This is a genomic window from Actinomycetota bacterium (genome assembly GCA_040905475.1).
Classification (GTDB): domain Bacteria; phylum Actinomycetota; class AC-67; order AC-67; family AC-67; genus DATFGK01.
Genome location: JBBDRM010000100.1, coordinates 14,390 through 38,962, shown reverse-complemented (window position 1 = coordinate 38,962; position 24,573 = coordinate 14,390). Strand labels below are relative to the sequence as shown.

The window sequence follows — 24,573 nt, the reverse complement described above, 5'->3', positions numbered from 1 at the left end:
GCGGCTCGATGTCGGAGGGTCCCGGATTCGTCCTGCTCTACGTCCTGATCGTCCTGGTACTCCTCGGTGCGATCGCCGGAAGCGTGGTCGTGTCGCGCCGTCGATCCGGTCGCGGCGGGGTCGAAGCGCCGGAACGTCCGCCGGAAGGTGCGCAGATAGGCGAGGCAGCGTCACCCGTCGTCGACGCACCACCGGCTCCCGCCGTCGAGGCTCCTCCGGTCGCTGCGCCCCCCGAAGCGCCGGCACCCGAGCCCGAAGACCTTGCCCCTCCCCGCCCGCTCCGCGAGCGTCTGGGTCGGGCACGGTCGTCCTTCGGCCAGGCGCTGGTGCGCGTCTTCAAGCGCGAGACCCTGAACGACGCGGACTGGGAGGAGGTCGAAGCGCTGCTGCTTCAGGCCGACGTCGGCGTCGCGGCGACGGCGCGGATCGTCGACGATCTGCGCGCGAGATCTCGCGACGTCGCGCCCGAGCAGCTCCTCGGCGTCTTGCGCCAAGAGCTCCTGCAGATAATCGGCGATACCGACCGGTCGCTTCGGACGGCGGACGGGGTCACGATCTGGCTGGTCACCGGCGTCAACGGCACGGGAAAGACGACGACGATCGGAAAGCTCGCGCTTCGTGAACGCCTCAAGGGGAGTCGGGTGATCCTTGCCGCGGCCGATACCTTCCGCGCCGCGGCCGACACGCAGCTCGAGCGATGGGCTGAGCGCGCGGGCGCCGAGGTCATAAAGCAGGTGCCCGGCGCCGACCCGGCGGCCGTCGCGTTCGACGGCGTCAAAGCCGCGAAGGCGCGGGGAGCGGATCTGTTGATCATCGACACCGCCGGACGTCTGCACACCAAACGGAACCTGATGGAGGAGCTCTCCAAGATCCGCCGCGTGATAGAGCGCGAAGCCGGCCCGCCGACCGAGGTGCTGCTCGTGCTCGACGCGACGACGGGTCAGAACGGGATCGCTCAGGCTCGCGCCTTTGCCGAGGCCGCCGAGGTGACCGGCATCGTGCTGACGAAGCTGGACGGCACCGCCAAGGGCGGCATCGTGATCGCCGTCCAGCAGGAGCTCGGGATCCCCGTCAAGCTGGTCGGGGTGGGGGAGGGACCCGAGGATCTGGAGCCCTTCGACCCCGCTGCTTTCGTCGACGCGCTCGTCGGATAGCAGCCGTTTCGCCTGGACGAACAGCAACGAATCGGGCGTCCTTATCCGAGCCGATTAAGCGGTTCGCGACGAATGCCGATGCTCCTTTCGGTGGCCGACGAAACGGTCACAGAAGGCCGGAAGAAGAGGCGCTCGGAGTTGGGTGCCGTTGCTGCGGGAGGGAGACATGGCTCGTCTCCGCGTCGTTCTGGTAGAGGACGGCACGTTCTCACACGGTTCGTTGCGACGCGTCCTCGAATCACTCGATGTCGACGTGGTCGCGGAAGGCTCGGACTGGGCGACGCTCGCCGACCAGGCGAACGCCCGCTCGGTGGACGGTTTCGTGGTGGTCGCCGGCGAGGATCCGAAGCTCCTGTATGACATCTGCTCGGGCGATCGCCCCGTCGTCGTCGTCACCGATCGGCTTTCCGATGTCGCGATCGGTCCATCCGTCGAGCACGGCGCGTCTTCGTTCGTGCCGTTCCCCGTCGACGGGACGCTGTTCCACGCCCAGGTGCGCGCCGCGGTCGCACGCGCGGCCGATCTCGCGAAAGCACGGGGCGAGGCGAACGACCTTCGAGATCAGCTCGAGACGCGGAAGCTCGTCGAACGTGCCAAGGGCATCCTGATGGACCGGCTCGGGCTGTCCGAGCCCGACGCGTTCCGCAAGCTCCAGAAGGCGAGCCAGGACGAGAACCGAAAGATGCGCGAAATCGCGGACTCGGTGATCCGCGCCGAGAGGATGTTCGCCGACAAGCCTGAGGTCGAACAGGTTCACGCCGCGCCGCCGCGCAGGACGCGCTCGGCGAGCTGAATCAAGTTACGCGCTCGAGGAGCGAACCGCCGCCGGCACGAGCGGGATCCCTACCGAGAAGGTCGTTCCCTCGCCCACCGTCGATCGCACGCGCACCGTGCCGTTGAGCGCGTCGACGAGGTTGCGCACGATGTAGAGGCCGAGCCCCAGGCCCTGACCGCGTCGTCGAAGGGATCCCCCAAGCTGATGGAAGCGCTCGAAGATCTGGGGAAGCTGATCTTCGGGGATACCCGGGCCCCGATCGGCTACCTCGAGGAGCAGGACGGAGCCGTCGCGCACGACCGTAACCCGCACGGGTTCGTCGTCGCCGGAGAACTTCAGTGCGTTCTCGATCAGGTTCCGCGCGATCTGCCCGAGTCGTTGTGCGTCGGTCGCGATCCGCGGCAGCGACGGATCGATCGCGAGTTGCACGCGAGCGCGCCCGTCGCCCAGCTCGACGAGCGTTTCCTCCAGCACCTCGGCGACGTCGACCGAGTCCATGAGCAGGTCGATCGCTCCGGCGTCTATGCGGGCGGTCAACAGGAGCTCCTCGACGAGCCGGGAAAGGCGTTCGACCTGCCGGTCCACGATCGCGAGGAACTCCTCCATCTCACCCTGGGAAAGGCGCACGTCCGGGCGGCGGAGCGTGCGGATGAATCCTTGGACCGCCGTCAACGGGGTGCGGAGCTCGTGCGAGGTGACCGCGACGAAGTCGCTCTTCATCGTGTCGAGTTCCTGGAGACGCTCGACCATAGCCCGCTGTGACGCGAGCGATCGCGCGTTGGAGACGACGAGGCCGATCTGCGTGGCGAGCCGGTCGAGGCCTTCGACGTCCGCGGGTGTGAACCGCCCCGGTTCGCGAGCCTCGACGTCGACGACGCCGATGATCTTGCCCTCGTAACGGATCGGGGCGGTCATCTCCGAGCGGACGAGCGGGTTCCACGGCACGTAGTCGGGATCGGTGCCGGTGTCCGGAACGAGCTGCGGTTCACCCGTCGCGATGCAGCGGCCCACGACGCCTTGCCCGGCGGGCATGACCTGGTCGATCACCTTCTCCGGAAAGCCGTAGGAGCCCAGCAGCCGCACGTCGTCGTTCTCCTCGTTGATCAAGCCGATCGCGAACGCTTCCCAATCGAACGCCCGACCCATCGCGGCGGCGACGTCGGAGAGGGTCTGCTCGAGCGTGCCCGAGCCGATCCCGGCGAGAACGACGTCGTGGAACGCTTGGATCTCGCCGCGGGAAGCTGCTTCGCGCCGGGCCATCTGCTCGAGCTCGTCGGCGCGTGATTCCGCTGCGTTACGCTCGTGCTCGAGGTTGCGGGCCATGATCCCGGCGATGAGGGCGATCATCGAGAAGAGTCCCACCCGGTAGGTGACGGAAGAGATCTCGAAGTGCAGGTCGTCGAACAATCCGAGCCGGTAGATCTCACGCGCGAGCTCGGAGATCGAGAACGCGGCGATGCTGAAGGCCGCACCTCGCATCTGGTACCGGATCGCGCCTTCGAGCGGGAGGACGTATGCCAGCGTCCAAGAGGTTGAATTGCGATCGTAGGAACCGAGCCAGATGTTCGCGAACACGAGCGCGATGTCGAGCGCGAAGGCCGCGTACCCGATCCGCTTGAGGGCCCGGACGGTGTTCGCGCGTCCGGAGAGTGCGCCGATGATCAGGTTCCCGATCCCGAGCACGACGATGGTCTGATACGAGATCGGGACGACGTAATCGGGCGTCTGCGGCCCGGCGAGCTGCCAGACCTGGAACACGCCGAAGACGACCCCGAACCAGCGGATCCAGACGAGCTTGCGCTCGATCCCGCGAAGGCGCGCGATCTCCCGGCCGGCGATGTCCCCAGGCATCTCGCCCAATGTATCGGCGCCGAAACGGCCGGTCGGTAGCCTGTTCCGACCATTTTCCGCCGCGTTCGGCTCGCTGTTTCGGGAGGTTCCGCCCAGTTTCCCCGGCCCGGCCGGCTCTCACGTGCCGCGATACCATGCGCCGGATGTTCGACACCCTGTCCGATCGCCTCGAGGCCGTTTTCAAGCGGCTGCGCTCGCGTGGCCGGCTCTCTGAAGAGCAGGTCGACGAGGCCCTGCGTGAGGTCCGCATGGCCCTCTTGGAGGCGGACGTCCATCTGGAGGTCGCGCGGGCATTCGTCACGCGCGTCCGAGAGCGTGCCGTCGGCGAGGAAGTGCTCAAGGCGCTCACCCCGGCGCAACAGGTCATCAAGATCGTGAACGAGGAGCTCGTGGGGATCCTCGGCGGCTCCTCGAAGCCGCTGCGTTTCGCCCCAAAGCCCCCGACGGTGATCATGCTCGCCGGCCTGCAAGGCTCGGGGAAGACGACGGCCGCGGGGAAGCTCGCGACGTGGCTGAAAGCCAAAGGGAAACAGCCGCTGCTCGTCGCGTGCGACCTTCGCCGCCCGGCCGCCGTGCAGCAGCTCGTCCTGCTCGGGGAGCAGGCGGGAGTCCCGGTGGTCGCGCGTGAGGGTATGACGCCGATCGAGGTCGCGGCGGAGGGCGTCAAAGAGGCGGAGCGGCTCGGGCGCGATGTCGTGATCGTCGACACCGCCGGCCGGCTCCACGTCGACGAGGAGATGATGGCCGAGGCCGCCGCGATCCGCGATCGCGTGAAGCCGACGGAGACCCTGCTCGTCGTCGACGCGATGACCGGGCAGGACGCGGTGAACGTGGCGACCTCGTTCCTCGAGCACGTCGACTTCACGGGGATCGTCCTGTCGAAGCTCGACGGCGACGCGCGCGGCGGCGCCGCGTTGTCGATCGCGCACGTGTCGGGCCGGCCGGTGAAGTTCGCTTCCACCGGCGAGAAGCTCGATGCGTTCGAGCCGTTCCATCCCGACCGGATCGCGTCGCGGATCCTCGGCATGGGCGACGTGCTCACGCTGATCGAGAAGGCCGAGGAGGTCTACGAGGAAGATCAAGCGCGCGAGATGGAAAAGAAGATGCTCGAGGCGACCTTCACCCTCGAGGACTTCCTAGACCAGATGCGCCAGCTGAAGAAGATGGGGCCGCTCACGAACATCCTCGGGATGATCCCGGGACTCGGCTCGCAGCTCAAGGGGATGGAGCTCGACGAGAAGGACATGGCGCGGACCGAGGCCATCATCTGCTCCATGACGCCGGGGGAACGGCGTGACCCCTCGATCATCGGCGGCTCGCGGCGCTCGCGGATCGCGCGCGGCTGCGGGATGACGACCGGCGACGTGAACGGTTTGCTGCGTCAGTTCGAGCAGGCCAAGAAGATGATGAAAGCGATGGCCGGCGGCGGCGGCATGCCGGGGATGCCGGCGGGGATGACGATGCCGCGCGTGCCGGGCGCCGGGGGACGTCCCAAACCGAAGCAACGCCCCCACCGCCCCAAGCAGCACGCCAAGCGCAAGAAGAAGAAGCGGCGCTGAGCGGCGCCCCGGCCCGGTGCGACGAGCATCGGTCAGCCTGGTAGCCTGTGCCTCCACATGTCGGTGCGGATCAGACTCATGCGGACGGGCAAGCGCAAGCAGCCCTTCTATCGCGTCGTCGTCGCAGATCAGCGCGCTCCCCGCGACGGGCGCCCCGTCCAGCAACTCGGCACCTACAACCCCCTCACCGATCCCTCTGAGATCCGCATCGACGAGGAGAAGGCGCTCGCCTGGCTGGCCAAAGGGGCCCAGCCGTCCGCGAGCGTCGTCGCCTTGCTGCGGGCAACGGGCACATGGAAGAAACACCTCGAGGCGACGAAGGCGACGAAGGCCTCGTAGAGGCCACGCTCACCTATCTCGCCAAATCAATCGTCGAGCATCCCGACGACGTCGAGGTTTCGTCTTCCTCCGGCGAGGGCGACCTGACCGTCTACCGCCTGCGCGTCAATCCCGAGGACATGGGCCGCGTGATCGGCCGCAGCGGGCGCACGGCGCGCGCGATCCGTCAGGTGACTCGGGCCGCAGCGGCGAAAGCCGGCGTCCACGTGCTCATCGAGATCGTCGAGTAGCGAGGTCCCCAGTGGGCTCCGCTCCCGAGCGGATCGTGGTCGGCAGGATCGTCAAACCCCACGGGACCACCGGCGAAGTCGTCGTCGAGGTGTTGAGCGACGCCCCCGACCGGTTCGCCGCCGGAGCAAGTCTCGAGGCCGGTGACCCCGAAGGGGAGCGCTCTCCGCTCACGGTGCGGAAGGCACGCAGGGATCGCGGCCTGCTGCTCGTGACGTTCAAACAGGTTCCCCACCGCGGAGCGGCAGAGCGCATGCGCGGCGCGCTCCTGTCGATCCCGGCCGACGAGGTCGCCGCCCCCGCGGAAGGCACCTACTACGAATGGCAGATCCGGGGGCTCGAGGTGGTCGACGAGGAGGGAGAAGTTCTCGGCACGTTGGACCGGGTGATCGAGCGAGCGGGGAACGACGTCTGGGTGATAGACACCGGAGATGGTGAAGCCATGGTCCCGGCGGTGGAGGAGTTCATCCGGTCGGTCGACCTCGGGTCGGGGAGGATCGTGATCCACGTGATTCCGGGACTTTTCGAATGAGCTCCGACGAGCTCGCCGCCCGGCGGGCGCGGCGATTCCCCGGCCTGCTCGGCCTGGAGATCGTCGAGCGGCGGCCGGGCTACTGCCGGGCCGAGATGGAGGTCCAGGAGAAGCATCTGCGTCCGCACATCGACGGCGTGCACGCGGGCGCCGTCGTGTCGCTCGCCGACACCGCGTGCGGCCAGGGCTGCTCGGCGTCGCTCGAGCCGGGGAAGACCTTCATAACCGTCGAGCTGAAAGCGAATCTCATCGCGTCGGCGTCGGAAGGGCGGATCATCGCGGAAGCCCTCCCGATACATCAGGGGAAGCGGACGCACGTCTGGGAGGCGCGGGTGACGCGAGAGGATGGGCGCCTGATCGCGATCTTCACCTGCACGCAGCTCATCATGGACGCCTGATGAGGATCGACGTGGTGACGATCTTCCCGGAGTTCTTCACCGGGCCCATGAACGCCTCATTGCTCGGCAAAGCCAGGAAGCGCGGTGTGGTCGACGTTCGCCTGCACGACCTCCGCGAGCACACGACCGATCCGCATCGCACCGTCGACGACGAGCCGTACGGCGGCGGGGTGGGGATGGTGATGAAGCCGGATCCGTGGTTCGCCGCGGTCGAGGCGATCGAGGGATGGGAGACGGCCCGCCGTGTCTTGCTGACGCCGGCCGGACGTCGGCTGGACCAAGATCTTGTGCGTGACCTCGCGCTTGCGCCGCATCTGATCTTGATGTGCGGCCGGTACGAAGGGATCGACGAACGGGTCGCCGAAGGGCTCGCGACCGATGAGCTGTCCGTCGGCGACTACGTCCTGGCGGGTGGCGAGTCGGCGGCGCTGCTCGTCGTCGAGGCAGTCACGCGGCTGGTGCCCGGTGTGGTGAAGGAGGCGGCCTCGGTCGAACAGGAGTCGTTCGGCCCCGACGGCCTCCTCGACTTTCCCCAGTACACGCGGCCGGCGGACTTCCGCGGCATGGCCGTGCCGGACGTGCTGCTGTCGGGCGACCACGCCGAGATCGCGGCCTGGCGGAGGCGGGAAGCGCTCGAGCGGACCAAACGGCGGCGGCCGGATCTGCTCGGGCCGGACCTCGACATCGCGCCCTAGCTGGGCGTCGTTGCAGGGGAAGTGCTCCGCCCGTACCATGGGCCTTTCGCCGATCCGGCCGAGCAGGCCACCTCAGGAGGAGAGCGCGCCGTGAACAAGGTCGACCTCGTCGAGCGGTCGCGGCTGCGTACCGACGTCCCGGCCTTCCGGCCGGGCGACACCGTCAAGGTGCACGTCAAGGTCTCCGAGGGCGGTCGCGAACGCATCCAGGTCTTCCAGGGTGTCGTGATCTCGCGGCGCGGCGGTGGGCTCCGGGAGTCGTTCACGGTTCGAAAGATGTCTTTCGGGGTCGGCGTCGAGCGGACGTTCCCCATCCACGCGCCTACGGTCTCCAAGCTCGAGATCGTCCAGCACGGCAAGGTGCGCCGCGCGAAGCTCTACTACCTGCGCGAGCTCACCGGCCGAAAGGCCAAGATCAAGGAGCGGCGTGTTGCGGTTCCCGAAGAGGGCATCGCGGCCGTTGTGACGGCCGAGACCGTCGAAGTTGCCGCGCCCGAGGTGCCGGAAGAGCCGGAGGCGGCCGCCGAGGAAACGACCGAGGCGACTGCACCCGACGAGACCGAGACTCCGGCGCAGGCCTAGGACGCGCCCGTGCGTCCGCCCCTCGAGGATTCCCCCCTTCAGTCGGACTGGCCGGACAAACCCGCCGGGCCGCCCCCGAAGAAGCGAAGCGCGCTGTCGTTCTTCAAGGAGCTCCCGGTCCTCATCCTGATCGCGTTCGGCTTGGCCCTGCTCATAAAGACCTTCTTGATCCAGGCCTTCTTCATCCCCTCCGAATCGATGGTGCCGACGCTGGAGATCGGCGACCGGGTCCTCGTCAACAAGCTCGTGTATCGATTCCGCGAACCACGCCGGGGTGAGGTCATCGTCTTCGTGGCGGAACGCGACCCCACGGCCGACGATCGGGGTTTGTTGCGCAAGATCGTCGACACGCTCACCGAGGGGCTCGGCGTGTCGGCTCCGTCGGACCGCGACTTCATCAAGCGCATCATCGGCCTGCCCGGTGAGACGGTGGAGATGAAAGACGGCGTCGTCACGATCACCAAGACCGACGGTACGAAGATCGCCTTGAAGGAGCCGTACCTGGCGGAGGACAAGGACACGTCGCCGTTCGGTCTTTCGAAGGTTCCCGCGGGGTCGTATTTCGTCATGGGGGACAACCGGCCGAACTCCGCAGACAGCCGCACCAGGCTCGGGCCGATCAAGCGCTCCGACATCGTCGGTAAAGCCTTCGTCAAGGTATGGCCGTTGAGCCGCATCGGCATCCTCGGAACCCCGAAGTACGAGGCGGCTGCGTTGGGTTCGGTCGCGGTTGTCGTCCCGGTGGTCTTCCTCGGCGCCGCTCGCGTCAGGAAACGGCGGCAACGCCACGACAGAGCTGCATGAGCGGAGCAGACCGGGCACCCGAACCGGACGGCGGGACCCGCCGGCGTCGTCCGGCCGCGTTATCCTCAGCTCGATGCGGCCGGACGGTGCCATCGAACGTGAGCTCCACGATCAGGGGTTCGCGCTGGTCGCCGGGGTCGACGAGGTCGGCCGCGGCGCCCTCGCCGGGCCGCTGGTCGCCGGAGCCGTGATCCTGCCCGACGATTTCGACCTCCCCGGCCTCAATGACTCGAAGCTCCTAACCCCCAAGCAGCGGGACGTCCTGGCCGTGAAGATCCGGGCGCAGGCCGTCGCGCTTACGCTTGTGCGCGTGACGCCGGCGATCATCGACCGTCGCGGGCTGCACAAGTCGAACATCCGCGCACTGCGCGCCGCGATCGCTCGTTTGGAGCCGAGGCCGAACTACGCGCTCTCGGACGGCTTCTCGGTGCCGAGGATGCCGGTGCCGACGCTTTCGATCCGGAAGGGCGACCGTGTCGCGGCGTCGGTCGCGGCGGCCTCGATCGTCGCGAAGGTCGTGCGTGATCGCACGATGCGCCGGCTGCATCGCCGTTTCCCGGAATTCGGGTTCGCGTCGAACAAGGGGTACGGCACGCGCGAGCATTGGACCGCGCTGCGGGCGCACGGCCCGACGCCCGTCCACCGGATGTCGTTCAAGGGCGTCGGCGCGGGGGGAACGATCGAAGCCGAGCTGCTGGAGGCGGAGCTCGACGAGCTGACCGCGCTGGGCCAGGAGCTGGTTCCGTCGGGTTCGCCGTGATGCGGCCGCTCGAGGGCTCCCCGCTGCAAGCGGAGTGGCCGGACAAGCCCGCGGGCGTTCCGCCCAAGCGCGAACGGCTCCGATTCTTCAAGGAGCTTCCCGTCCTCGTACTCATCGCCTTCGGGCTCGCGCTCCTGATGAAGACCTTCTTGCTCCAGGCGTTCTGGATCCCGTCGGAGTCGATGGAGCCGGTGCTCATCAAGGGAGATCGCGTGCTCGTCAACAAGCTCGCGTTCCGGTTCCGCGAGCCGCGCCGCGGTGAGGTGGTCGTCTTCGCTCGCGAGACCGTCCAGCCCCCGCGCGGGATCGTGCGACGGGCGATCGATTTCCTCACCGAAGGCATCGGCGCGGCGTCACCGGGCGAGGAGGATCTGATCAAGAGGATCGTCGGCCTGCCCGGCGAGACGGTGGAGATGACCGACGGGATCGTGACGGTCACCCGAGTCGACGGCTCGAAGCTGACCCTCGACGAGCCCTACATCGCCGAGGAGCGCGACCTGCGTCCGTTCGCGCCGTTCGTCGTGCCGAAGGGCTCGTACTTCATGATGGGGGACAACCGGCCGCACTCGGAAGACAGCCGCTTCTCGCTCGGGCCGGTGAAGCGCACGCAGATGATCGGGAAAGCGTTCGTGAAGGTGTGGCCGCCGAAGCGATGGGATCTGTTCGACGTGCCGGCCTACGGCGGCGGTCCGGAGGCGGCTTCGGCGATGCTTCTTGTTATCGGTGCCGTACGACTGAGGAGGCGGGCGGCGTGAGCATCGACGATCTCGAGAAGTACGAGGCCGAGATGGAGCTCGCGCTCTATCGAGAGTACCGCGACGTCTTCCAGATGTTCCGTTACCTGGTCGAGACCGAGCGCCGGTTCTACCTCGCGAACAAGGTCGACGTCGCGGAGAAACGTCGGGGCGATGAGATCTGGTTCGAGGTCACATTGTCCGACGCGTGGGTCTGGGACATGTACCGGCAGAGCCGGTTCGTGCCACAGGTTCGCGTGATCACGTTCGAGGACGTCAACATCGAAGAGCTCCGCAAGGAGGACGGCCCGGAAGCGGCGGCCGGGCCCGCGGCCTTGAGCTAGGCTGAGCGCGATGGGCTACAACCCGCTCCGGAAGTACCGCGGCGGCAAGACCGCCGACATCACGATCTTCGCGATCACGATGATCGTCGTCGCGCTGCTCGTCATCTGGGCCACGCGTTGACCTCAGAAGGAGCCTGCGGCTCGGCGATTCCCGATCGGCTCCTGTTTCTCCCGCGTGCTTTGGCGGGTTTGGTGATCATCGCCCCGAGTCAGGAGCAGTATCGAGAACTCGTATGGAATGACCGCCGCCACATGTGACGCTCGATCGATACGAGAATCGGCCGGGGCGAAAGATCGCGATGGTCGCCCGATCACAGCACGGTGTCCTCGGATCGACGCCCAGCCCTGATGACGTTCTTGACGAGGCTCTGTTCTCGTACAGATGGATCGTGAAACTCTTCCTTCTTCGCGCAAGACGGTCCTGAAAGCCCGATCCTTCGTCTCCATCCCGTTATCGTCGCGCGGTGGGACGCGGCGAACTCGGACGGGCCGGCGAGGAGATCGCCGCGCGGTTCCTCGCCGAACAGGGGTGGCGGATCGTCGGCCGCAACGTTCGATGCGGCCGCGCCGGTGAGATCGACATCGTCGCCGAGCGCGCCGGGGTGTTGGCATTCGTCGAGGTGAAGACCCGAAGGTCCGACCGGTTCGGCACGCCCGGTGAGGCCGTCACGTGGCGCAAGCAGAATCGCATCCGCGGGCTCGCACGCCATTTCTTGATGCACGAGCGGCCGACCGCGGCCGCGATCCGCTTCGACGTCGTCGAAGTGCGCACCGGCGGGACCGGCCCGCTGGTCACGCACCTCGAGGGAGCGTTCTGAGCCGATGAGCGTCGCCAAGGCCGAAACGGTCGCGATCGTCGGGCTCGACGGCTACCCCGTCGAGGTGGAGGTCGCGCTCGCCTCGGGCCTTCCACAGTTCACGCTCGTAGGTCTGCCGGACGCGTCGATCCAAGAGGCGCGCGAGCGTGTTCGCGCCGCCGTTCTGTCGAGCAACGAGAAGTGGCCGATGCAGCGGATCACGGTCAACCTGTCGCCGGCCCATCTGCGCAAGGCCGGTCCCGGTTTCGATCTGGCGATCGCGCTCGGCGTGCTCGCCGCCGACGGCCGGATCGCGCAGGATCGCCTCCGCGAGATGTGTCTGCTCGGCGAATTGTCGCTCGACGGGACGATCCGGCGGGTACGCGGCGCGCTCGCGAGTGCGATGGCGGCGTCGCAGGCAGGGAAGCGCGCGATCCTGCTGCCGCGGGCGAACGCGACCGAGGCGGGGCTCGTCGGCGGCATCGAAGTGCTTCCGGTCGACCACCTCGCGCAGGCGGTGCACTTCCTTCGGGGCGAATGCACGCTCGACGGGGTTACCGAGGGTGCGGCCGAACCGCCGGCTCCCGTGGAGGCCGACGACGCCGACCTCACCGATGTGCGCGGTCAGACCTTGCCGAAGCAGGCGCTCGAGCTCGCCGCCGCCGGCGGCCACAACCTTCTGTTGAGGGGAAGTCCCGGCGGCGGCAAAACCATGCTCGCACGGCGTCTGCGGGGCATCTTGCCGCCGCTGACGCACGGGGAGGCTCTCGAAGTGACCCGGATCTATTCCGTTGCCGGGCTGTTACCCGAGGACGCCGGCCTCATCACCCAACGGCCGATCCGGGCGCCGCATCTATCCGTGTCAACCGTGGGACTGATCGGCGGAGGAAGCCTGGTGCCGCAACCGGGAGAGGTGTCGCTCGCCCATCGAGGCGTCCTCTTCCTGGACGAGGCCGCCGAGTTCAAGCGAGACGCCCTGCAAGCCTTGCGCGGCCCGCTCGAGGAGGGGACTGTGACGATCGTCCGGGGGCGCTGGGCGGTCACCTATCCGGCGCGCTTCCAGCTCGTCGCGGCGACCAACCCGTGCCCGTGCGGGTATCTCGGTGACGCCCTCCGTTCGTGCAAGTGCGTGCCCGGCCGGCTCGCGACCTATGAGGAGCGGCTCTCTGGTCCGGTCATGGACCGCATCGATCTTCAGGTTGAGGTCGAGCGGCTCAAGAAGAAGGAGCTCTTCCTTCACTCCCAGGGCGCCTCATCGGCCGTCGTGCGCGAGCGGGTGATCGCCGCGCGGCAGCGTCAGGCGGATCGTCTCGCGAGCTTCGGGATCCAGACCAACGCCGACATCCCGACCGCATCCCTGGAAGGGGCCGTCGCGGCCGACGCCTCCGCCAAAAGGGCGTTGGAACGGTCGGTCGATCAATTGGGTCTGTCGGCACGAGGCGTCCATCGGGTGATGCGCGTCGCCCGCACGGTGGCCGATCTCCGCGGCGACGACATCGTTACGTACGATCACGTCGAGAGCGCGCTCTCGTTCCGGTTCGATCCGAAGAAGTGAGGTTCCGAACCGACAGCGGACGGGTCCTCGCCGAGGGGATCGACTGGCGTGTGATCGATCGGGGAGCGGCGGAGTACCCGACGAAGCTCGAACATCTGCCCGACCCGCCGGACCGGATCTGGGTGCTGGGCCGGCGGCTCGACCGGCTTCCTCCGTGCGTGGCCATCGTCGGTACGCGAACGCCGACTCCCTACGGGACGGATATCACCGAAGCGCTGGCGACCGACTTCGCCATGGGAGGTATCTGCGTCGTCAGCGGCCTCGCTCGCGGGATCGACGCGGCCGCCCACATCGGCGCGCTCGATCGTGGCACGACGGTGGCAGTGCTCCCCGGAGGGATCGACGTCTGCTACCCATCGAGCCACCGCGACCTCTACGCGCGGATCGCCGAGCGCGGCGCGCTCGTGGCCGAGCATCCGCCGGGCACGCCGACCCGCAAGCATCGCTTCACCCACCGGAACCGGATCATCGCCGCGCTGGCGCTCGCGACCGTCGTCGTACAAGCGGGTGAGCGTAGCGGGGCTTTGAGCACGGCGCGGCACGCGCTCGGTATCGGTCGCGACGTCTTCGCGGTGCCCGGCGACGTTCGGATCGACGTGTCCATCGGTCCGCACGAGCTTCTGCGCGACGGGGCGGCGCCGTGCACCTGTGCCGGAGATGTGCTCGAGCGGATCGGCGTCGAGATCGCGCGGGAATCGGCGATGCGCGATCTCCACGACGTCCCCGAGGACATGCCGCACGAGCAAGCGGCCGTGCTCGCGCTGATCGGGAAGCAGACCATGTCGGCCGAAACCGTTGGAGCGCTCGCCGGATTCGATGGAGGAACGCTCGCCAAGACGCTCATGCGGCTCGAGCTCGGCGGCTGGATCGCTCGCGGCGGCGGAGGGAGCGTCCGCAGGCTCCGATGAACCGTGTTCCTTGACGCTGGTGTCGCCCCCGCCGATAGTTGGCTTCGTGACCCCCCAAGCCGCTGCCGAAGCGCCTGCCCTCGCCGCCGAGCTGGCCGCAGCCTTCCTGCGCCACCTCGAATCCGAGCGTGATCTGTCGCCGCATACTGTCTCCGCCTATCGACGTGACCTCGAGCAGTATTTCGAATTCTGCCGACGCGCGCGCAGCGACCCCGTCACGGCATCGCATCAGACCGTCCGCCGTTTCCTCGCGTGGCTGACGACGCGCGGCATGGCTCGCGCGAGCGTTCACCGCAAGGCCGCCACGTTGCGCGCGTTCTATCGGTTCTGCGTGCGCCGAGGCGTGCGCGGCGACAATCCGGCGACGTTGGTCGCGACGCCGAAGCGCGCGAGTCTCCTCCCTGCGGTGCTGAAGAAGGGTCAGGTCGAGATCCTCGTCGAGTTGCCTCCCGGCGACGAGCCCGCAGGCTTGCGCGACCGGGCGATGCTCGAGCTGCTCTACGGATGCGGGATCCGGGTCGGAGAGCTGACGGCGCTCGACATCGACGAGGTCGACTTCGCCCGGGCACAGGTCCGCGTCCTGGGGAAGGGTCGCAAGGAGCGGATCGTGCCGATGGGGGAGCCGGCCGCGGACGCGCTCCGGACCTACCTGGCGAAGGCCCGCAGCTCCTTCATACGCGAGACCTCACCCCCGGCCGCGCTGTTCTACAACAGACGCGGACGAAGGATCGGCCAGCGAGACGTGCGCGCATTGGTGACGAAATACGCGCGAGAGGTCGTACCGGGCGGAAAGACTTCCCCGCACACCTTCCGGCACACGTACGCTACACATCTCCTTGAGGGTGGAGCCGACCTGAGAACCGTCCAGGAGCTCTTGGGACACGTTGATTTGAGGACCACGCAAATCTACACTCGGGTTTCGAGGGAAAGACTCCGGCAGGTCTATGAGCTCACGCATCCAAGGGCCTAGCAAGACACGCGCCTCCCGCCGGGCCGATGGCGCCGCCTCCGCAGACGGAGCCGGGACCGTCGACCAAGAGGAAGGCTCGATGCTCAACGCCCTTTGGCGAGAGTTCAAAGGGACGCACGACGAAGGTGCTCGAGAGCGTCTGATCCTCCACTACTCGCCGCTCGTGAAGTACGTCGCGGGGCGCGTATCGGTGGGATTACCGGCCACCATCGAGCAAGCCGACCTCGTGTCCTACGGGATCTTCGGGCTCATCGACGCGATCGAGAAGTTCGACATCGAACGCGGCATCAAGTTCGAGACCTACGCGATCAACCGCATCCGCGGCGCGATCATCGACGAGCTGCGTGCGATCGACTGGATCCCGCGTTCGGTGCGGTTCAAAGCCCGTGAGGTGGAACGCGCGTTGAGCGAACTCGGCAGCCGCCTGCAACGCCCGCCCTCCGACGCAGAGCTTGCGGAGGAGCTCGGGGTGTCGCTCGACGATCTGCAGGAGATGCTCAACCAGATCAACCTTGTCTCCGTCGTTGCGCTCGACGAGTTGCTCTCGGTCGGCGGCGAGAAGGGCGAGTCGGTGTCGCTCGTCGACACGCTGGCCGACGCGAGAGCCGCCGACCCCGAGATGTCCTTCGAGTCCGAGGAGACCCGCCACATCCTCGCGTCTGCGATCAACGTGCTCCCGGAGCGCGAGCGGCTGGTGATCACGCTGTACTACTACGAGGGCCTCACCCTCGCGCAGATCGGCGGGGTGCTCGGCGTCACGGAGTCACGCGTGTGCCAGATGCACACCAAGGCCGTCCTTCAGCTCCGCAACAGGATGGCGGAAGCCACGAACGACTGACTCGCTCGTCCGGATCGAGGAACTTCCAACCCCACGCATGACCTCGTAACGTCACGGCGTGATCTTCGCATCGAAAGTTGCCGTGTCGGCGCTCGCCGCAGCCCTCGCGCTCGGCGGGCCGAACGGCGCCGCAGCCGTCCAGTCTCCGACGCCGGGGTACCTGCGGCCGGTCAAAGGGCCGATCATCCGACACTTCGAGTCCCCGCCGACCCCGTTCGCGGCCGGCCACCGCGGCATCGACATGGCCGTCCCGATCGGAACGAAGGTGGTCGCTTCGGATGCCGGGGTCGTGGCGTTCGCCGGGCTCGTGGCGACGGAGCTGTTCGTCTCGATCGATCACCCCGATGGGATCCGAACCACGTATTCGTTCCTGACCTCGGTCTCGGTCAAGAAAGGCGACGTCGTCACGCGGGGGCAGCCGATCGCATCGAGCGGTCCAGGACACGCCGGCTCGGCGCAGCCGCACCTGCACTTCGGCGCTCGGATCGGTGAAACATACATCGATCCGGAGCCGCTCCTGCTCGACGGGCTGCGCCGCGACCTCTCCCAAGCGATCCGCCTCGCTCCGATCCCCGAGGAGCCGTAGGGCGCTGCGCGAACGCACGCGCGCTAGCATCCTCGGACGTGAGCCGTGAATCAGCTTCGGTCGAACGCGCGGGCCGTGACGTCGTCATCCGCATACGCCGGCGCCGGCCGGCGGAGGAGTGGCGCCTCGGGCGGGTCCTTTCTTGGTCGGCCTCGTCCCTGGTCGGCGACCCACTCCTGATCCTCGCGCCGCTCTTCGGTGTCGTCGTCTTGTTGCTCTGGGTGTTCGCGCTGGGTGCGCCCGGGCGCGCGGACGTGATGATGCCGCTGGTATCTCTTCCGCCGGTCGACGCGTTCCTCGACGTGGGCGTCATCGAGATCACCGACCGCGCCGCCGCAGAGATCTGGGTGCTTCGCACCGTCGCCCTGGTGCTCCGCACCCTAGTGTTCGGCGTCCTGGTCGTCCTCGCAACCCAGCGAGCCCGCGGCGAACTGCCGTCGCTCGGCAACGGTTCGCGAACCTTGCGGGCTCGCTTCCGGACGTTCGCCTTCCTCGAGCTCGTCTCGTTCGCGTTGTTCGGGGTATCGCTCACCATCGGAGCCGACCTGGCGTCCGTTCGAGACGACGGCGCCATCGGAACGGCGTTGCTCTTCGGCGTTCTGATCCTCGTGGGGACCTTCGTGGCGGCCGCCGACGGCCTGCCTGCGGGTGCGGCGTTCCGGCGCGGCAACCGGTGGCTCCGCCGCCGCCCGCTGGGTCAGATCGTGCTGGTGCTGATCTACGGGTTCGTTACCAACGGGTTGTATCGCCTCGCGGCAGCGGGAGAGGCGGTCCCGAGGGCCTTCCCGCTGACGCTGTACGCGTTCGTCGCGGCTCTGGTGACGATGTGGCTGCTGCTCGCGTTCGCGCGACGGTCCGTGCTGCTCTACGGCACCGAAGAGGCCCCGACGAGCTCCTCGTAGGCTCTGCTACCATCCGTGGGCTCCCAGGAGGGAGCAAATTCGCACGCTCGCCGATCGGCAACCGGTCCCCGGCGCGTCCGGGGTTCTGCCGAGCAGGGCGCTGAGCGAAAGCCCAGGCCACGGTGAGCGGAGGGACAACCGGAGGTCCATGTATGGCCGTAACAACCATGAAGCAACTGCTCGAGGCGGGTGTCCACTTCGGACACCAGACCCGCCGATGGAACCCCAAGATGCGCCGCTTCATCTTCGGCGAGCGCAACGGGATCTATATCATCGATCTCCAGAAGACCGTCGACGGGATCGAGCGCGGGTACCGGTTCGTCCGGGACACCATCGCCCGCGGAGGCACCATCCTTTTCGTCGGGACGAAGAAGCAGGCGCAGCAGATCGTCGAGGACGAGGCTCGCCGCTGCGGTATGCCGTACGTCAATCAGCGCTGGCTCGGCGGGATGCTGACCAACTTCCAGACGATGTCGAAGCGGTTGTCGCGTCTGCGCGAGCTCGAGGCGATGGAGGCCACCGGCGCGTTCGACGTCCTGCCGAAGAAGGAAGTCCTCAAGCTCCGCGCGGAACGGGAGCGACTCGAGAAGAACCTCTCCGGCATCCGCGAGATGACCAAGCTCCCGTCGGCCCTGTGGGTCGTCGACACGCGCAAGGAGCACATCGCCGTCCAGGAAGCGCGCAAGCTCAACATCCCGGTGGTCGCGCCGCTCGACACCAACTGCGATCCCGATGAGGTCGACTATCCGTTGCCCGGCAACGACGACGCGATCCGCGCGATCGCGCTGCTGACGCGGATCATCTCCGACGCCGTGATCGACGGTCTCGGATCGCGCGCGCCCGACGTCGGCGGGCAGGAGCAGCCGCCCGAGCCGGAGCTGATGCCCGAGGAGCCGCTGGCCGAGTGGGAGCTGCAGCTCTTGGCCGAAGAGGAAGAAGAGAAGCGCCGCAAGGAGATCGAAGAAGAGGAACGCAAGCGCGGCATGATGCGCTAGACCAAGAACGACAGGAGACGTGGTGGAGATCAAGGCAGCAGACGTAAAGGCGCTTAGGGACGCGACCGGCGCCGGGATGATGGACGCGAAGAAGGCGTTGCAAGACGCCGGCGGCGACATGGAAAAGGCGAAGGACCTCCTCAGGGAACGTGGGCTGGCCGGCGCGAAGAAGTTGGGGTTGCGCGGCGCGGATGAGGGGCTCGTGGAGGCGTATCTCCACGCGCCCGATCCGCAACTTCCCGCGAAGGTCGGCGTGCTCGTCGAGCTCAACTGTGCGACGGACTTCGTCGCCAAGACCGATCGCTTCCGCAGCCTTGCGCGCGAGGTCGCGCTCCAGATCTCGGCGACACGACCGGACTACGTGAGCCGCGAAGAGGTGCCCGGCGACGTCCTCGAGCGGGAGAAGGAGATCTATCGGAAGCAGGCGGAGTCGGAGGGGAAGCCCGCCGACAAGATGGAGATGATCCTCGAGGGCAGGTTGAAGAAGTTCTATGAGCAGGTCTGCCTCGTCGACCAAGCCTGGATCCGGGACGAGAAGGGAAAGAAGACGATCGGTGAGATGCTGGCCGAGGCATCGTCCGAGCTCAAGGAGCCGGTGCGGGTGCGCCGGTTCGCATACTTCCGCGTCGGGGTTGACTAGATGGCCGGAGCGTACGAGCGGGTCCTGCTGAAGCTCTCGGGCGAGGCGTTCGCCGACCCCGAGCTCGGTTTCGGCATCGACCCGCGTATCGTGAACTCGCTCGCCGATCAGCTCGGTGAGGTCGTCCGTGAGCTCTCGATGCAGGTCGCGGTCGTGGTCGGCGGCGGCAACATCTTCCGGGGGAACTCCCCGCAGGCCCAGGGGATGGACCGCGCCCGCGCGGACTACATGGGCATGCTGGCCACCATCATCAACTCGCTCGCGCTGCAGGATGCCCTCGAGAAGAACGACGTTCAGACGCGCGTGCAGAGCGCGATCCAGATGACGCAGGTCGCCGAGCCGTACATCCCGCGCCGCGCCGTCCGCCACCTCGAGAAGGGCCGGATCGTCATCTTCGCGGCCGGCATGGGGACGCCGTACTTCTCGACCGACACAACCGCCGCACAGCGAGCGCTCGAGATCGGCGCAGACGCGATCCTCAAGGCGACGAAGGTCGACGGCGTCTACGACGACGATCCGGTCAAGAACCCGAATGCGGTCCGCTTCGACGAGCTCACGTACCTCGAGGTCCTCCAGCGTGGGCTCGGCGTCATGGACAACACCGCGATCTCGCTTTGCATGGACAACAAGCTTCCCATCATCGTGTTCAACCTGCAGGTGCAGGGAAACATCCGCCGCGCACTCGAAGGGGAGCCGATCGGGACCGTCGTCCGCGGGTAGCCGGAGGAGCCAGATGATCGATCACGCGCTCAAGCAGGCTGAAGAGAAGATGGCCAAGGCGATCGAGGTTACCCGCGAGGAGTTCGCCGGGTTCCGAACCGGGCGCGCGTCACCCCAACTCCTCCAGAAGATCACCGTCGAGTACTACGGCGCGCCGACGCCGATGCAGCAACTGGCGTCGTTCTCGGTCCCGGAGCCGCGGATGCTGGTGATCCATCCGTACGACCGGAACGCGATCTCGTCCATCGAGAAGGCCATCCTGACCTCGGACCTCGGCCTCAACCCGTCGAACGACGGCGCGGTGATCCGCTTGAGCTTCCCGCAGCTCACGGAGGAACGCCGCAAGGATCTCATCAAGCTCGTGAAGGATCGCGCGGAGCACGGCCGGGTCGCGATCCGGAACGTGCGTCGTCACGCCAAGGAAGAGATCGACGGGGACATGAAGGACGGCAAGGTGTCCGAGGACGACGGGCACCGCGCGGAGAAGGAGCTCCAGAAGCTCACCGACCGCTTCGTGACCGAGATCGATCAGATGCTCGAGCGCAAAGAGCGCGAGCTCTCCGAGGTCTAGCCCGCCGGGCGAGCGTCATGGAGCCGGCGCCGACGGAGGGATCACCGCCCGAACCGGCAGCGCCGCGCTCGGGACGTAATCTTCCCGTCGCGATCATCACCGGCCTGACCCTGGCCGGTTTGATATTCGGAACGCTCTACTGGACGCCGGTCGCTTTTCCTGTGCTCGCCGGAGCGGCCATCCTCCTCGCCCTCCAGGAGTTCTACTCGGCGCTTTCGTCGCGCGGCTACCGTCCGGCGACGGCGCTCGGGCTCGCCGGCGGCGCGCTCGTTCTCTCCGGTGCCTACTGGAAGGGTCCGCAGGCGTTGTCGTTCGGGATGGTGCTGACGCTCGTCGGTGCGTTCCTCTGGTACCTGGTCGACCCGGAGCGGGATCGCGTCGCGACCAACATCGCCGTGACGGTGCTCGGCGTCGCCTACATCCCGGTGCTCGGCGCGCACGCGATCCTGATCCGCGACCTGCAGAACGGGATCGCGCACGTGATCGCGTTCATCGGAGCCGTCGCCTTCTACGACATCGGCGCCTACGCATCCGGCTCGTTCTTCGGCAAGCACAAGATCGCGCCGGCCGTAAGCCCATCGAAAACGTGGGAAGGCGCCGCCGGCGCCACGATCTTCGTGTTCGGGATGGCACTTCTGATCGGTCCGCATCTCGGGCTGCTGGACCTCGGTTCCTCGGCCCTCCTCGCGCTGGCAGCTTCGGTCCTGGCGCCGATCGGGGACCTGACCGAGTCGATGCTCAAGCGCGACTTGGACAGGAAAGACATGGGTACGATCCTGCCCGGGCACGGCGGCGCGCTCGACCGCCTCGACGCGCTGCTCTTCACCGCGCCGGCCGCGTACTGGATCTTCAGAGTCGTGGTCCTGTGACCTTCTCAGCGTAGCCTCAGGTCCCCTGGCAGGATGGATGATGTGAAACGGATCGCGCTCCTCGGCTCGACCGGGTCGATCGGGACCCAAACGCTCGACGTGGTGCGCAAGCATCCCGACCGGTTCCGCGTGGTCGCGCTCGCCGCCGGCTCGAACGCCGAGCTCCTGGCCGCGCAGGTAGACGAGTTCCGGCCTGCGCTCGCCGTGCTGGACCGGGGCGACATCGAGGTCCCGTCGGGCACACGTTTCGGCGTCGGGCGGGACGCCCTGCTCGAGGCGGCCGGGCATCCCGACGCCGACGTCGTCGTCAACGCGCTCGTCGGGAGCGCCGGACTGCTCCCGACGCTGACCGCGCTGGACGCCGGCAAGACGGTCGCGCTCGCGAACAAGGAGTCGCTCATCGCCGGCGGCTCGCTGGTCACGCGGCGGATCGTCGACCGGCCGGAACGGCTGCTCCCGGTCGACAGCGAGCATTCCGCGGTGTTCCAGTGCCTGGCCGGGAACCGGATGGACGACGTGCGCCGCGTCATCCTCACGGCCTCCGGCGGCCCGTTCCGCGGGCGGACGAGCGCCGAGCTGGAAGACGTGACCGTCGAGCAAGCGCTCGCGCACCCGACCTGGCGGATGGGACCCAAGATCACGGTCGACTCGGCGACCCTGATGAACAAGGGCCTCGAGGCGATCGAGGCGCATCATCTGTTCCGCCTGCCCATAGACCGTGTCGAGCTCGTCGTCCACCCGCGATCGCTGGTGCACGGCATCGTGGAGTTCGTCGACGGATCGTGCATCGCCCAGATCTCGAGCCCGGACATGCGCCTTCCACTGCAGATCGCGCTCGCGTGGCCGGAGCGTCTGCCCGACGGCGCCGAGCCGCTCGATTGGCAGACACTCGGCGCGCTCGAGTTCGAGCCGCTCGACGGGTGGACGTTCCCGTGCCCCGGCCTCGCGATATCTGCGGCTCGCAGCGGCGGAACCTACCCGTGCGTGCTGAACGCCGCGAATGAAGAGGCCGTCGAGGCGTTCCTCACGGAGCGTTTGCGGTTCGGCGACATCGCCCCCGTTATCGAACGCGTCCTCGAGCGGCACGACCCCGTCGCCGATCCCGAGCTCGACGGCGTGCTCGACGCCGAGGAGTGGGCTCGCCGGCAAGCCCGAACGGAGATCGAGGCCATCCGATGAGGGGATTCGGCATCTTGCTCTTCATCTTCTTCGTCCTCCTGGCGATTGCCATCCACGAGCTCGGTCATTTCGCGACCGCGAAGTGGTTCAAGATCAAGGTGGATAAGTTCTTCATTGGATTCGGACCCAAGCTTTGGTCCGTGAAGCGAGGCGAAACCGAGTACGGGATCGCCGCGTTCCCCCTCGGGGGGTACGTGAAGATCGCCGGCATGAATCCGCTGGAGGAGATCCCTCCGGAGGACCTACCGCGCACGTTCAAGGCAAAGCCTGCCTGGCAGCGTGCGATCGTGCTCGTCGCCGGCTCGGTGACGCATTTCATCGTTGCATTAGTCATCCTGGCAGCGATTCTCGCTATCGCCGGACAAAAGGATTACGGGACTGCGACGTTGGAGATCAGAAAGATCGGATCGGAGACCCCCGGCGAGATAACGTCGTCCCAACGAGCCGGTATGAAGGCTGGGGACCGGATCGTGTCCGTCGCCGGCCGGCCGGTGACGCAGTGGAGTCAAGTGCAGGAAGCGATCCTCGCTCGGGCGCCAGGGCAGCGGCTCGACATCGTGGTCGAGCGAGACGGCCGGGAGCTAGCCCTCTCGGCGACGCTCGGGGAACGCGAGCGAGACGGTCAGAAGATCGCATTCCTCGGAGTCTCTCCGGAATTCGCAGTGATCGATCACTCGGCGGGCGGAGCGATCATCGAGTCCGGAAGACAAGTGGGCATCGGGATGTGGCAAAGCCTTGTCGCGTTCAAGAACGTCTTCGCCCCGTCCAATCTCAACCGCCTGTTCCAGGTCGCGATCGGCCGGCAGGAACGAAGCGAGACCGATCCGTCGTCGCTCGTTGGCGTGGGCAGATTGTCCGGCGACGCGGCTAGCGAGGGAGACTTCGCTTCCTTGTTCTTGATAATCGTTAGTTTCAATATCTTCGTCGGTGTCGTAAATCTTGTGCCCTTGCCGCCGCTCGACGGTGGTCACCTCGCCGTACTTGGATTCGAGAAGCTGACTCGGCGAGAAGTCGACGTGCGCCGGCTACTGCCGATCACCGCGATGGTGCTTTCGGCGCTCGGCATGCTCTTCCTCTTGCTTCTTTACACGGATATCGTGAATCCGATTCGTCTCCCCGGCTAGACTCGGGGAGATGTCCGAGCGCAGGAAGTCCCGTCAGATCCGCGTCGGCAGCGTCGCGATCGGGGGCGACGCGCCGGTCAGCGTGCAGTCGATGTGCATCACCAAGACGGCCGACGTCAATGCGACGCTACAGCAGATCGCCGCGCTGGCCGCCTCGGGGTGCGACATCGTCCGGGTCGCCGTTCCCGACACCGACGACGTCGAGGCGCTCGGCGCGATCGCCTCGCACTCGACGATCCCGATCATCGCGGACATCCATTTCCAGTGGAAGTACGCGATCGCGGCGCTCGAGGCAGGATGCCACGGCATCCGCATCAACCCCGGGAACATCCGCAAGCACGACAAGGTCGCGCTTATCGCGCGCGAAGCCGCCGCGCGCGGGGTGCCGATCCGCGTCGGGGCGAACGCCGGCTCGCTCGAGAAAGACGTGATGGAGCGATTCGGCGGACCGACCGTCGAGGCGCTCGTCGAGCAGGCCATGCTCGAGGTCAAGCTGCTCGAGGACGCCGACTTCGGAGACATCAAGATCTCGGTGAAGCACAACAACCCGGGGACGATGATCGAGGCGTACCGCGCGATCGCGACCCGGTGCGACTACCCGCTCCATCTCGGCGTCACCGAGGCCGGCACGCCTGCGAAGGGCATCATCAAGTCGTCGGTCGGGATCGGCTCGCTCCTGGCGGAGGGGATCGGCGACACGATCCGCGTCTCCCTCACCGCCGATCCCGTCGAGGAGGTCAAAGCCGGCATCGCGATCCTCGAGTCGCTGAACCTCCGCGAGCAAGGCTTCGACCTCGTCGCCTGCCCGTCGTGCGGCCGCGCCGAGGTGGACGTGTTCGCGCTCGCGACCGCGGTCGAGCAACGCCTCGCCCACATCGACGTGCCGATGCGCGTCGCCGTGATGGGGTGCATCGTGAACGGTCCGGGTGAGGCGCGCGAGGCCGACGTCGGCGTCGCCGCCGGTAAGGAGAAGGGCCAGATCTTCGTCCGCGGCGAGATCGTGCGCACCGTCCCCGAGGATGCGATCGTCGAAGAGATCGCGAAAGAGGTTGAGAAGCTCGCCGAGGTGCTCCGCGCGGAGGGCGCGCACGGGGCAGCAACCGTGGCGCGGGTCGCCCCGCAGCCGCAATCGGTGATGCAGATCGGTCGGAAACGTTAGACTCC

The 24,573-nt window shown here is 67.4% G+C and carries 28 protein-coding genes and 1 pseudogene; 28 read left to right on the top strand and 1 reads right to left on the bottom strand.

The window, feature by feature from the left end:
- Positions 1 to 8 precede the first annotated feature (8 nt).
- Positions 9 to 1,154 (top strand): signal recognition particle-docking protein FtsY, encoded by a 1,146-nt coding sequence (gene ftsY, locus WEB06_11625; protein MEX2556270.1) that lies wholly within the window; start codon positions 9 to 11, stop codon positions 1,152 to 1,154.
- 166 nt (positions 1,155 to 1,320) lie between these two features.
- Entirely contained in the window at positions 1,321 to 1,947 is a 627-nt protein-coding gene (locus tag WEB06_11620; GenBank protein MEX2556269.1) for an ANTAR domain-containing protein, read from the top strand.
- Positions 1,948 to 1,953: 6 nt separating this feature from the next.
- Here WEB06_11620 and WEB06_11615 read toward each other — a convergent pair whose 3' ends face one another.
- Positions 1,954 to 3,780, bottom strand: a complete 1,827-nt coding sequence (locus WEB06_11615) for an ATP-binding protein (GenBank protein MEX2556268.1) — start codon at positions 3,778 to 3,780, stop codon at positions 1,954 to 1,956.
- 143 nt (positions 3,781 to 3,923) lie between these two features.
- Here WEB06_11615 and ffh point away from each other — a divergent pair, with 143 nt between their 5' ends.
- The 26 genes and pseudogenes from ffh to ispG all read left to right on the top strand — a co-directional run bounded on the left by ffh (position 3,924) and on the right by ispG (position 24,568).
- Positions 3,924 to 5,339, top strand: a complete 1,416-nt coding sequence (ffh, locus tag WEB06_11610; GenBank protein MEX2556267.1) for a signal recognition particle protein — start codon at positions 3,924 to 3,926, stop codon at positions 5,337 to 5,339.
- 57 nt (positions 5,340 to 5,396) lie between these two features.
- Entirely contained in the window at positions 5,397 to 5,678 is a 282-nt protein-coding gene (gene rpsP, locus WEB06_11605) for a 30S ribosomal protein S16 (GenBank protein ID MEX2556266.1), read from the top strand.
- A complete protein-coding gene (locus tag WEB06_11600; GenBank protein MEX2556265.1) occupies positions 5,633 to 5,908 on the top strand; it encodes a KH domain-containing protein in 276 nt (91 codons plus the stop codon). Before rpsP ends, WEB06_11600 begins: the two co-directional genes overlap by 46 nt.
- Before the next feature lie 11 nt (positions 5,909 to 5,919).
- Positions 5,920 to 6,438, top strand: coding sequence for a ribosome maturation factor RimM (gene rimM, locus WEB06_11595; GenBank protein ID MEX2556264.1), 519 nt, complete (start codon positions 5,920 to 5,922; stop codon positions 6,436 to 6,438).
- Positions 6,435 to 6,836 carry a PaaI family thioesterase gene (locus WEB06_11590; GenBank protein ID MEX2556263.1) on the top strand — a complete coding sequence of 134 codons (402 nt, stop codon included), beginning with the start codon at positions 6,435 to 6,437 and terminating at the stop codon, positions 6,834 to 6,836. Before rimM ends, WEB06_11590 begins: the two co-directional genes overlap by 4 nt.
- Positions 6,836 to 7,531 carry a tRNA (guanosine(37)-N1)-methyltransferase TrmD gene (gene trmD / locus WEB06_11585; GenBank protein ID MEX2556262.1) on the top strand — a complete coding sequence of 232 codons (696 nt, stop codon included), beginning with the start codon at positions 6,836 to 6,838 and terminating at the stop codon, positions 7,529 to 7,531. Before WEB06_11590 ends, trmD begins: the two co-directional genes overlap by 1 nt.
- 90 nt (positions 7,532 to 7,621) lie before the next feature.
- Positions 7,622 to 7,960 (top strand): annotated as a pseudogene (rplS, locus tag WEB06_11580) (50S ribosomal protein L19).
- 162 nt (positions 7,961 to 8,122) lie between these two features.
- Positions 8,123 to 8,917, top strand: a complete 795-nt coding sequence (gene lepB / locus WEB06_11575; GenBank protein ID MEX2556261.1) for a signal peptidase I — start codon at positions 8,123 to 8,125, stop codon at positions 8,915 to 8,917.
- A 73-nt stretch (positions 8,918 to 8,990) separates the two neighbouring features.
- Entirely contained in the window at positions 8,991 to 9,677 is a 687-nt protein-coding gene (locus WEB06_11570; GenBank protein ID MEX2556260.1) for a ribonuclease HII, read from the top strand.
- Entirely contained in the window at positions 9,677 to 10,432 is a 756-nt protein-coding gene (lepB, locus tag WEB06_11565; protein ID MEX2556259.1) for a signal peptidase I, read from the top strand. The genes WEB06_11570 and lepB (WEB06_11565) overlap by 1 nt, the downstream gene beginning before the upstream one ends.
- Complete coding sequence (locus WEB06_11560) at positions 10,429 to 10,755, top strand: DUF2469 family protein (protein ID MEX2556258.1); 327 nt, start codon at positions 10,429 to 10,431, stop codon at positions 10,753 to 10,755. Before lepB (WEB06_11565) ends, WEB06_11560 begins: the two co-directional genes overlap by 4 nt.
- 464 nt (positions 10,756 to 11,219) lie before the next feature.
- On the top strand, positions 11,220 to 11,573 hold the full coding sequence (locus WEB06_11555) for a YraN family protein (GenBank protein ID MEX2556257.1): 354 nt from the start codon (positions 11,220 to 11,222) through the stop codon (positions 11,571 to 11,573).
- A gap of 4 nt (positions 11,574 to 11,577) precedes the next feature.
- Entirely contained in the window at positions 11,578 to 13,107 is a 1,530-nt protein-coding gene (locus WEB06_11550) for a YifB family Mg chelatase-like AAA ATPase (GenBank protein MEX2556256.1), read from the top strand.
- On the top strand, positions 13,104 to 14,015 hold the full coding sequence (gene dprA / locus WEB06_11545) for a DNA-processing protein DprA (protein MEX2556255.1): 912 nt from the start codon (positions 13,104 to 13,106) through the stop codon (positions 14,013 to 14,015). The genes WEB06_11550 and dprA overlap by 4 nt, the downstream gene beginning before the upstream one ends.
- Before the next feature lie 46 nt (positions 14,016 to 14,061).
- Positions 14,062 to 14,985 (top strand): tyrosine recombinase, encoded by a 924-nt coding sequence (locus WEB06_11540; protein MEX2556254.1) that lies wholly within the window; start codon positions 14,062 to 14,064, stop codon positions 14,983 to 14,985.
- A complete protein-coding gene (gene whiG / locus WEB06_11535) occupies positions 14,960 to 15,823 on the top strand; it encodes an RNA polymerase sigma factor WhiG (protein MEX2556253.1) in 864 nt (287 codons plus the stop codon). Before WEB06_11540 ends, whiG begins: the two co-directional genes overlap by 26 nt.
- A 58-nt stretch (positions 15,824 to 15,881) precedes the next feature.
- Positions 15,882 to 16,409 carry a M23 family metallopeptidase gene (locus WEB06_11530; GenBank protein ID MEX2556252.1) on the top strand — a complete coding sequence of 176 codons (528 nt, stop codon included), beginning with the start codon at positions 15,882 to 15,884 and terminating at the stop codon, positions 16,407 to 16,409.
- Between the two features lie 38 nt (positions 16,410 to 16,447).
- Positions 16,448 to 17,311 (top strand): hypothetical protein, encoded by an 864-nt coding sequence (locus WEB06_11525; GenBank protein MEX2556251.1) that lies wholly within the window; start codon positions 16,448 to 16,450, stop codon positions 17,309 to 17,311.
- A gap of 152 nt (positions 17,312 to 17,463) precedes the next feature.
- A complete protein-coding gene (rpsB, locus tag WEB06_11520) occupies positions 17,464 to 18,306 on the top strand; it encodes a 30S ribosomal protein S2 (protein MEX2556250.1) in 843 nt (280 codons plus the stop codon).
- A gap of 76 nt (positions 18,307 to 18,382) precedes the next feature.
- On the top strand, positions 18,383 to 18,946 hold the full coding sequence (gene tsf / locus WEB06_11515) for an elongation factor Ts (protein ID MEX2556249.1): 564 nt from the start codon (positions 18,383 to 18,385) through the stop codon (positions 18,944 to 18,946).
- Complete coding sequence (gene pyrH / locus WEB06_11510) at positions 18,947 to 19,666, top strand: UMP kinase (GenBank protein MEX2556248.1); 720 nt, start codon at positions 18,947 to 18,949, stop codon at positions 19,664 to 19,666.
- A 13-nt stretch (positions 19,667 to 19,679) separates the two neighbouring features.
- A complete protein-coding gene (frr, locus tag WEB06_11505; GenBank protein MEX2556247.1) occupies positions 19,680 to 20,237 on the top strand; it encodes a ribosome recycling factor in 558 nt (185 codons plus the stop codon).
- A gap of 17 nt (positions 20,238 to 20,254) precedes the next feature.
- Positions 20,255 to 21,106 (top strand): phosphatidate cytidylyltransferase, encoded by an 852-nt coding sequence (locus WEB06_11500; GenBank protein MEX2556246.1) that lies wholly within the window; start codon positions 20,255 to 20,257, stop codon positions 21,104 to 21,106.
- Positions 21,107 to 21,139: 33 nt separating this feature from the next.
- Complete coding sequence (locus tag WEB06_11495; GenBank protein ID MEX2556245.1) at positions 21,140 to 22,285, top strand: 1-deoxy-D-xylulose-5-phosphate reductoisomerase; 1,146 nt, start codon at positions 21,140 to 21,142, stop codon at positions 22,283 to 22,285.
- A complete protein-coding gene (locus WEB06_11490; GenBank protein MEX2556244.1) occupies positions 22,282 to 23,409 on the top strand; it encodes a site-2 protease family protein in 1,128 nt (375 codons plus the stop codon). The genes WEB06_11495 and WEB06_11490 overlap by 4 nt, the downstream gene beginning before the upstream one ends.
- 10 nt (positions 23,410 to 23,419) lie before the next feature.
- Positions 23,420 to 24,568, top strand: coding sequence for a flavodoxin-dependent (E)-4-hydroxy-3-methylbut-2-enyl-diphosphate synthase (ispG, locus tag WEB06_11485; protein MEX2556243.1), 1,149 nt, complete (start codon positions 23,420 to 23,422; stop codon positions 24,566 to 24,568).
- The last annotated feature ends 5 nt before the right edge of the window (positions 24,569 to 24,573 follow it).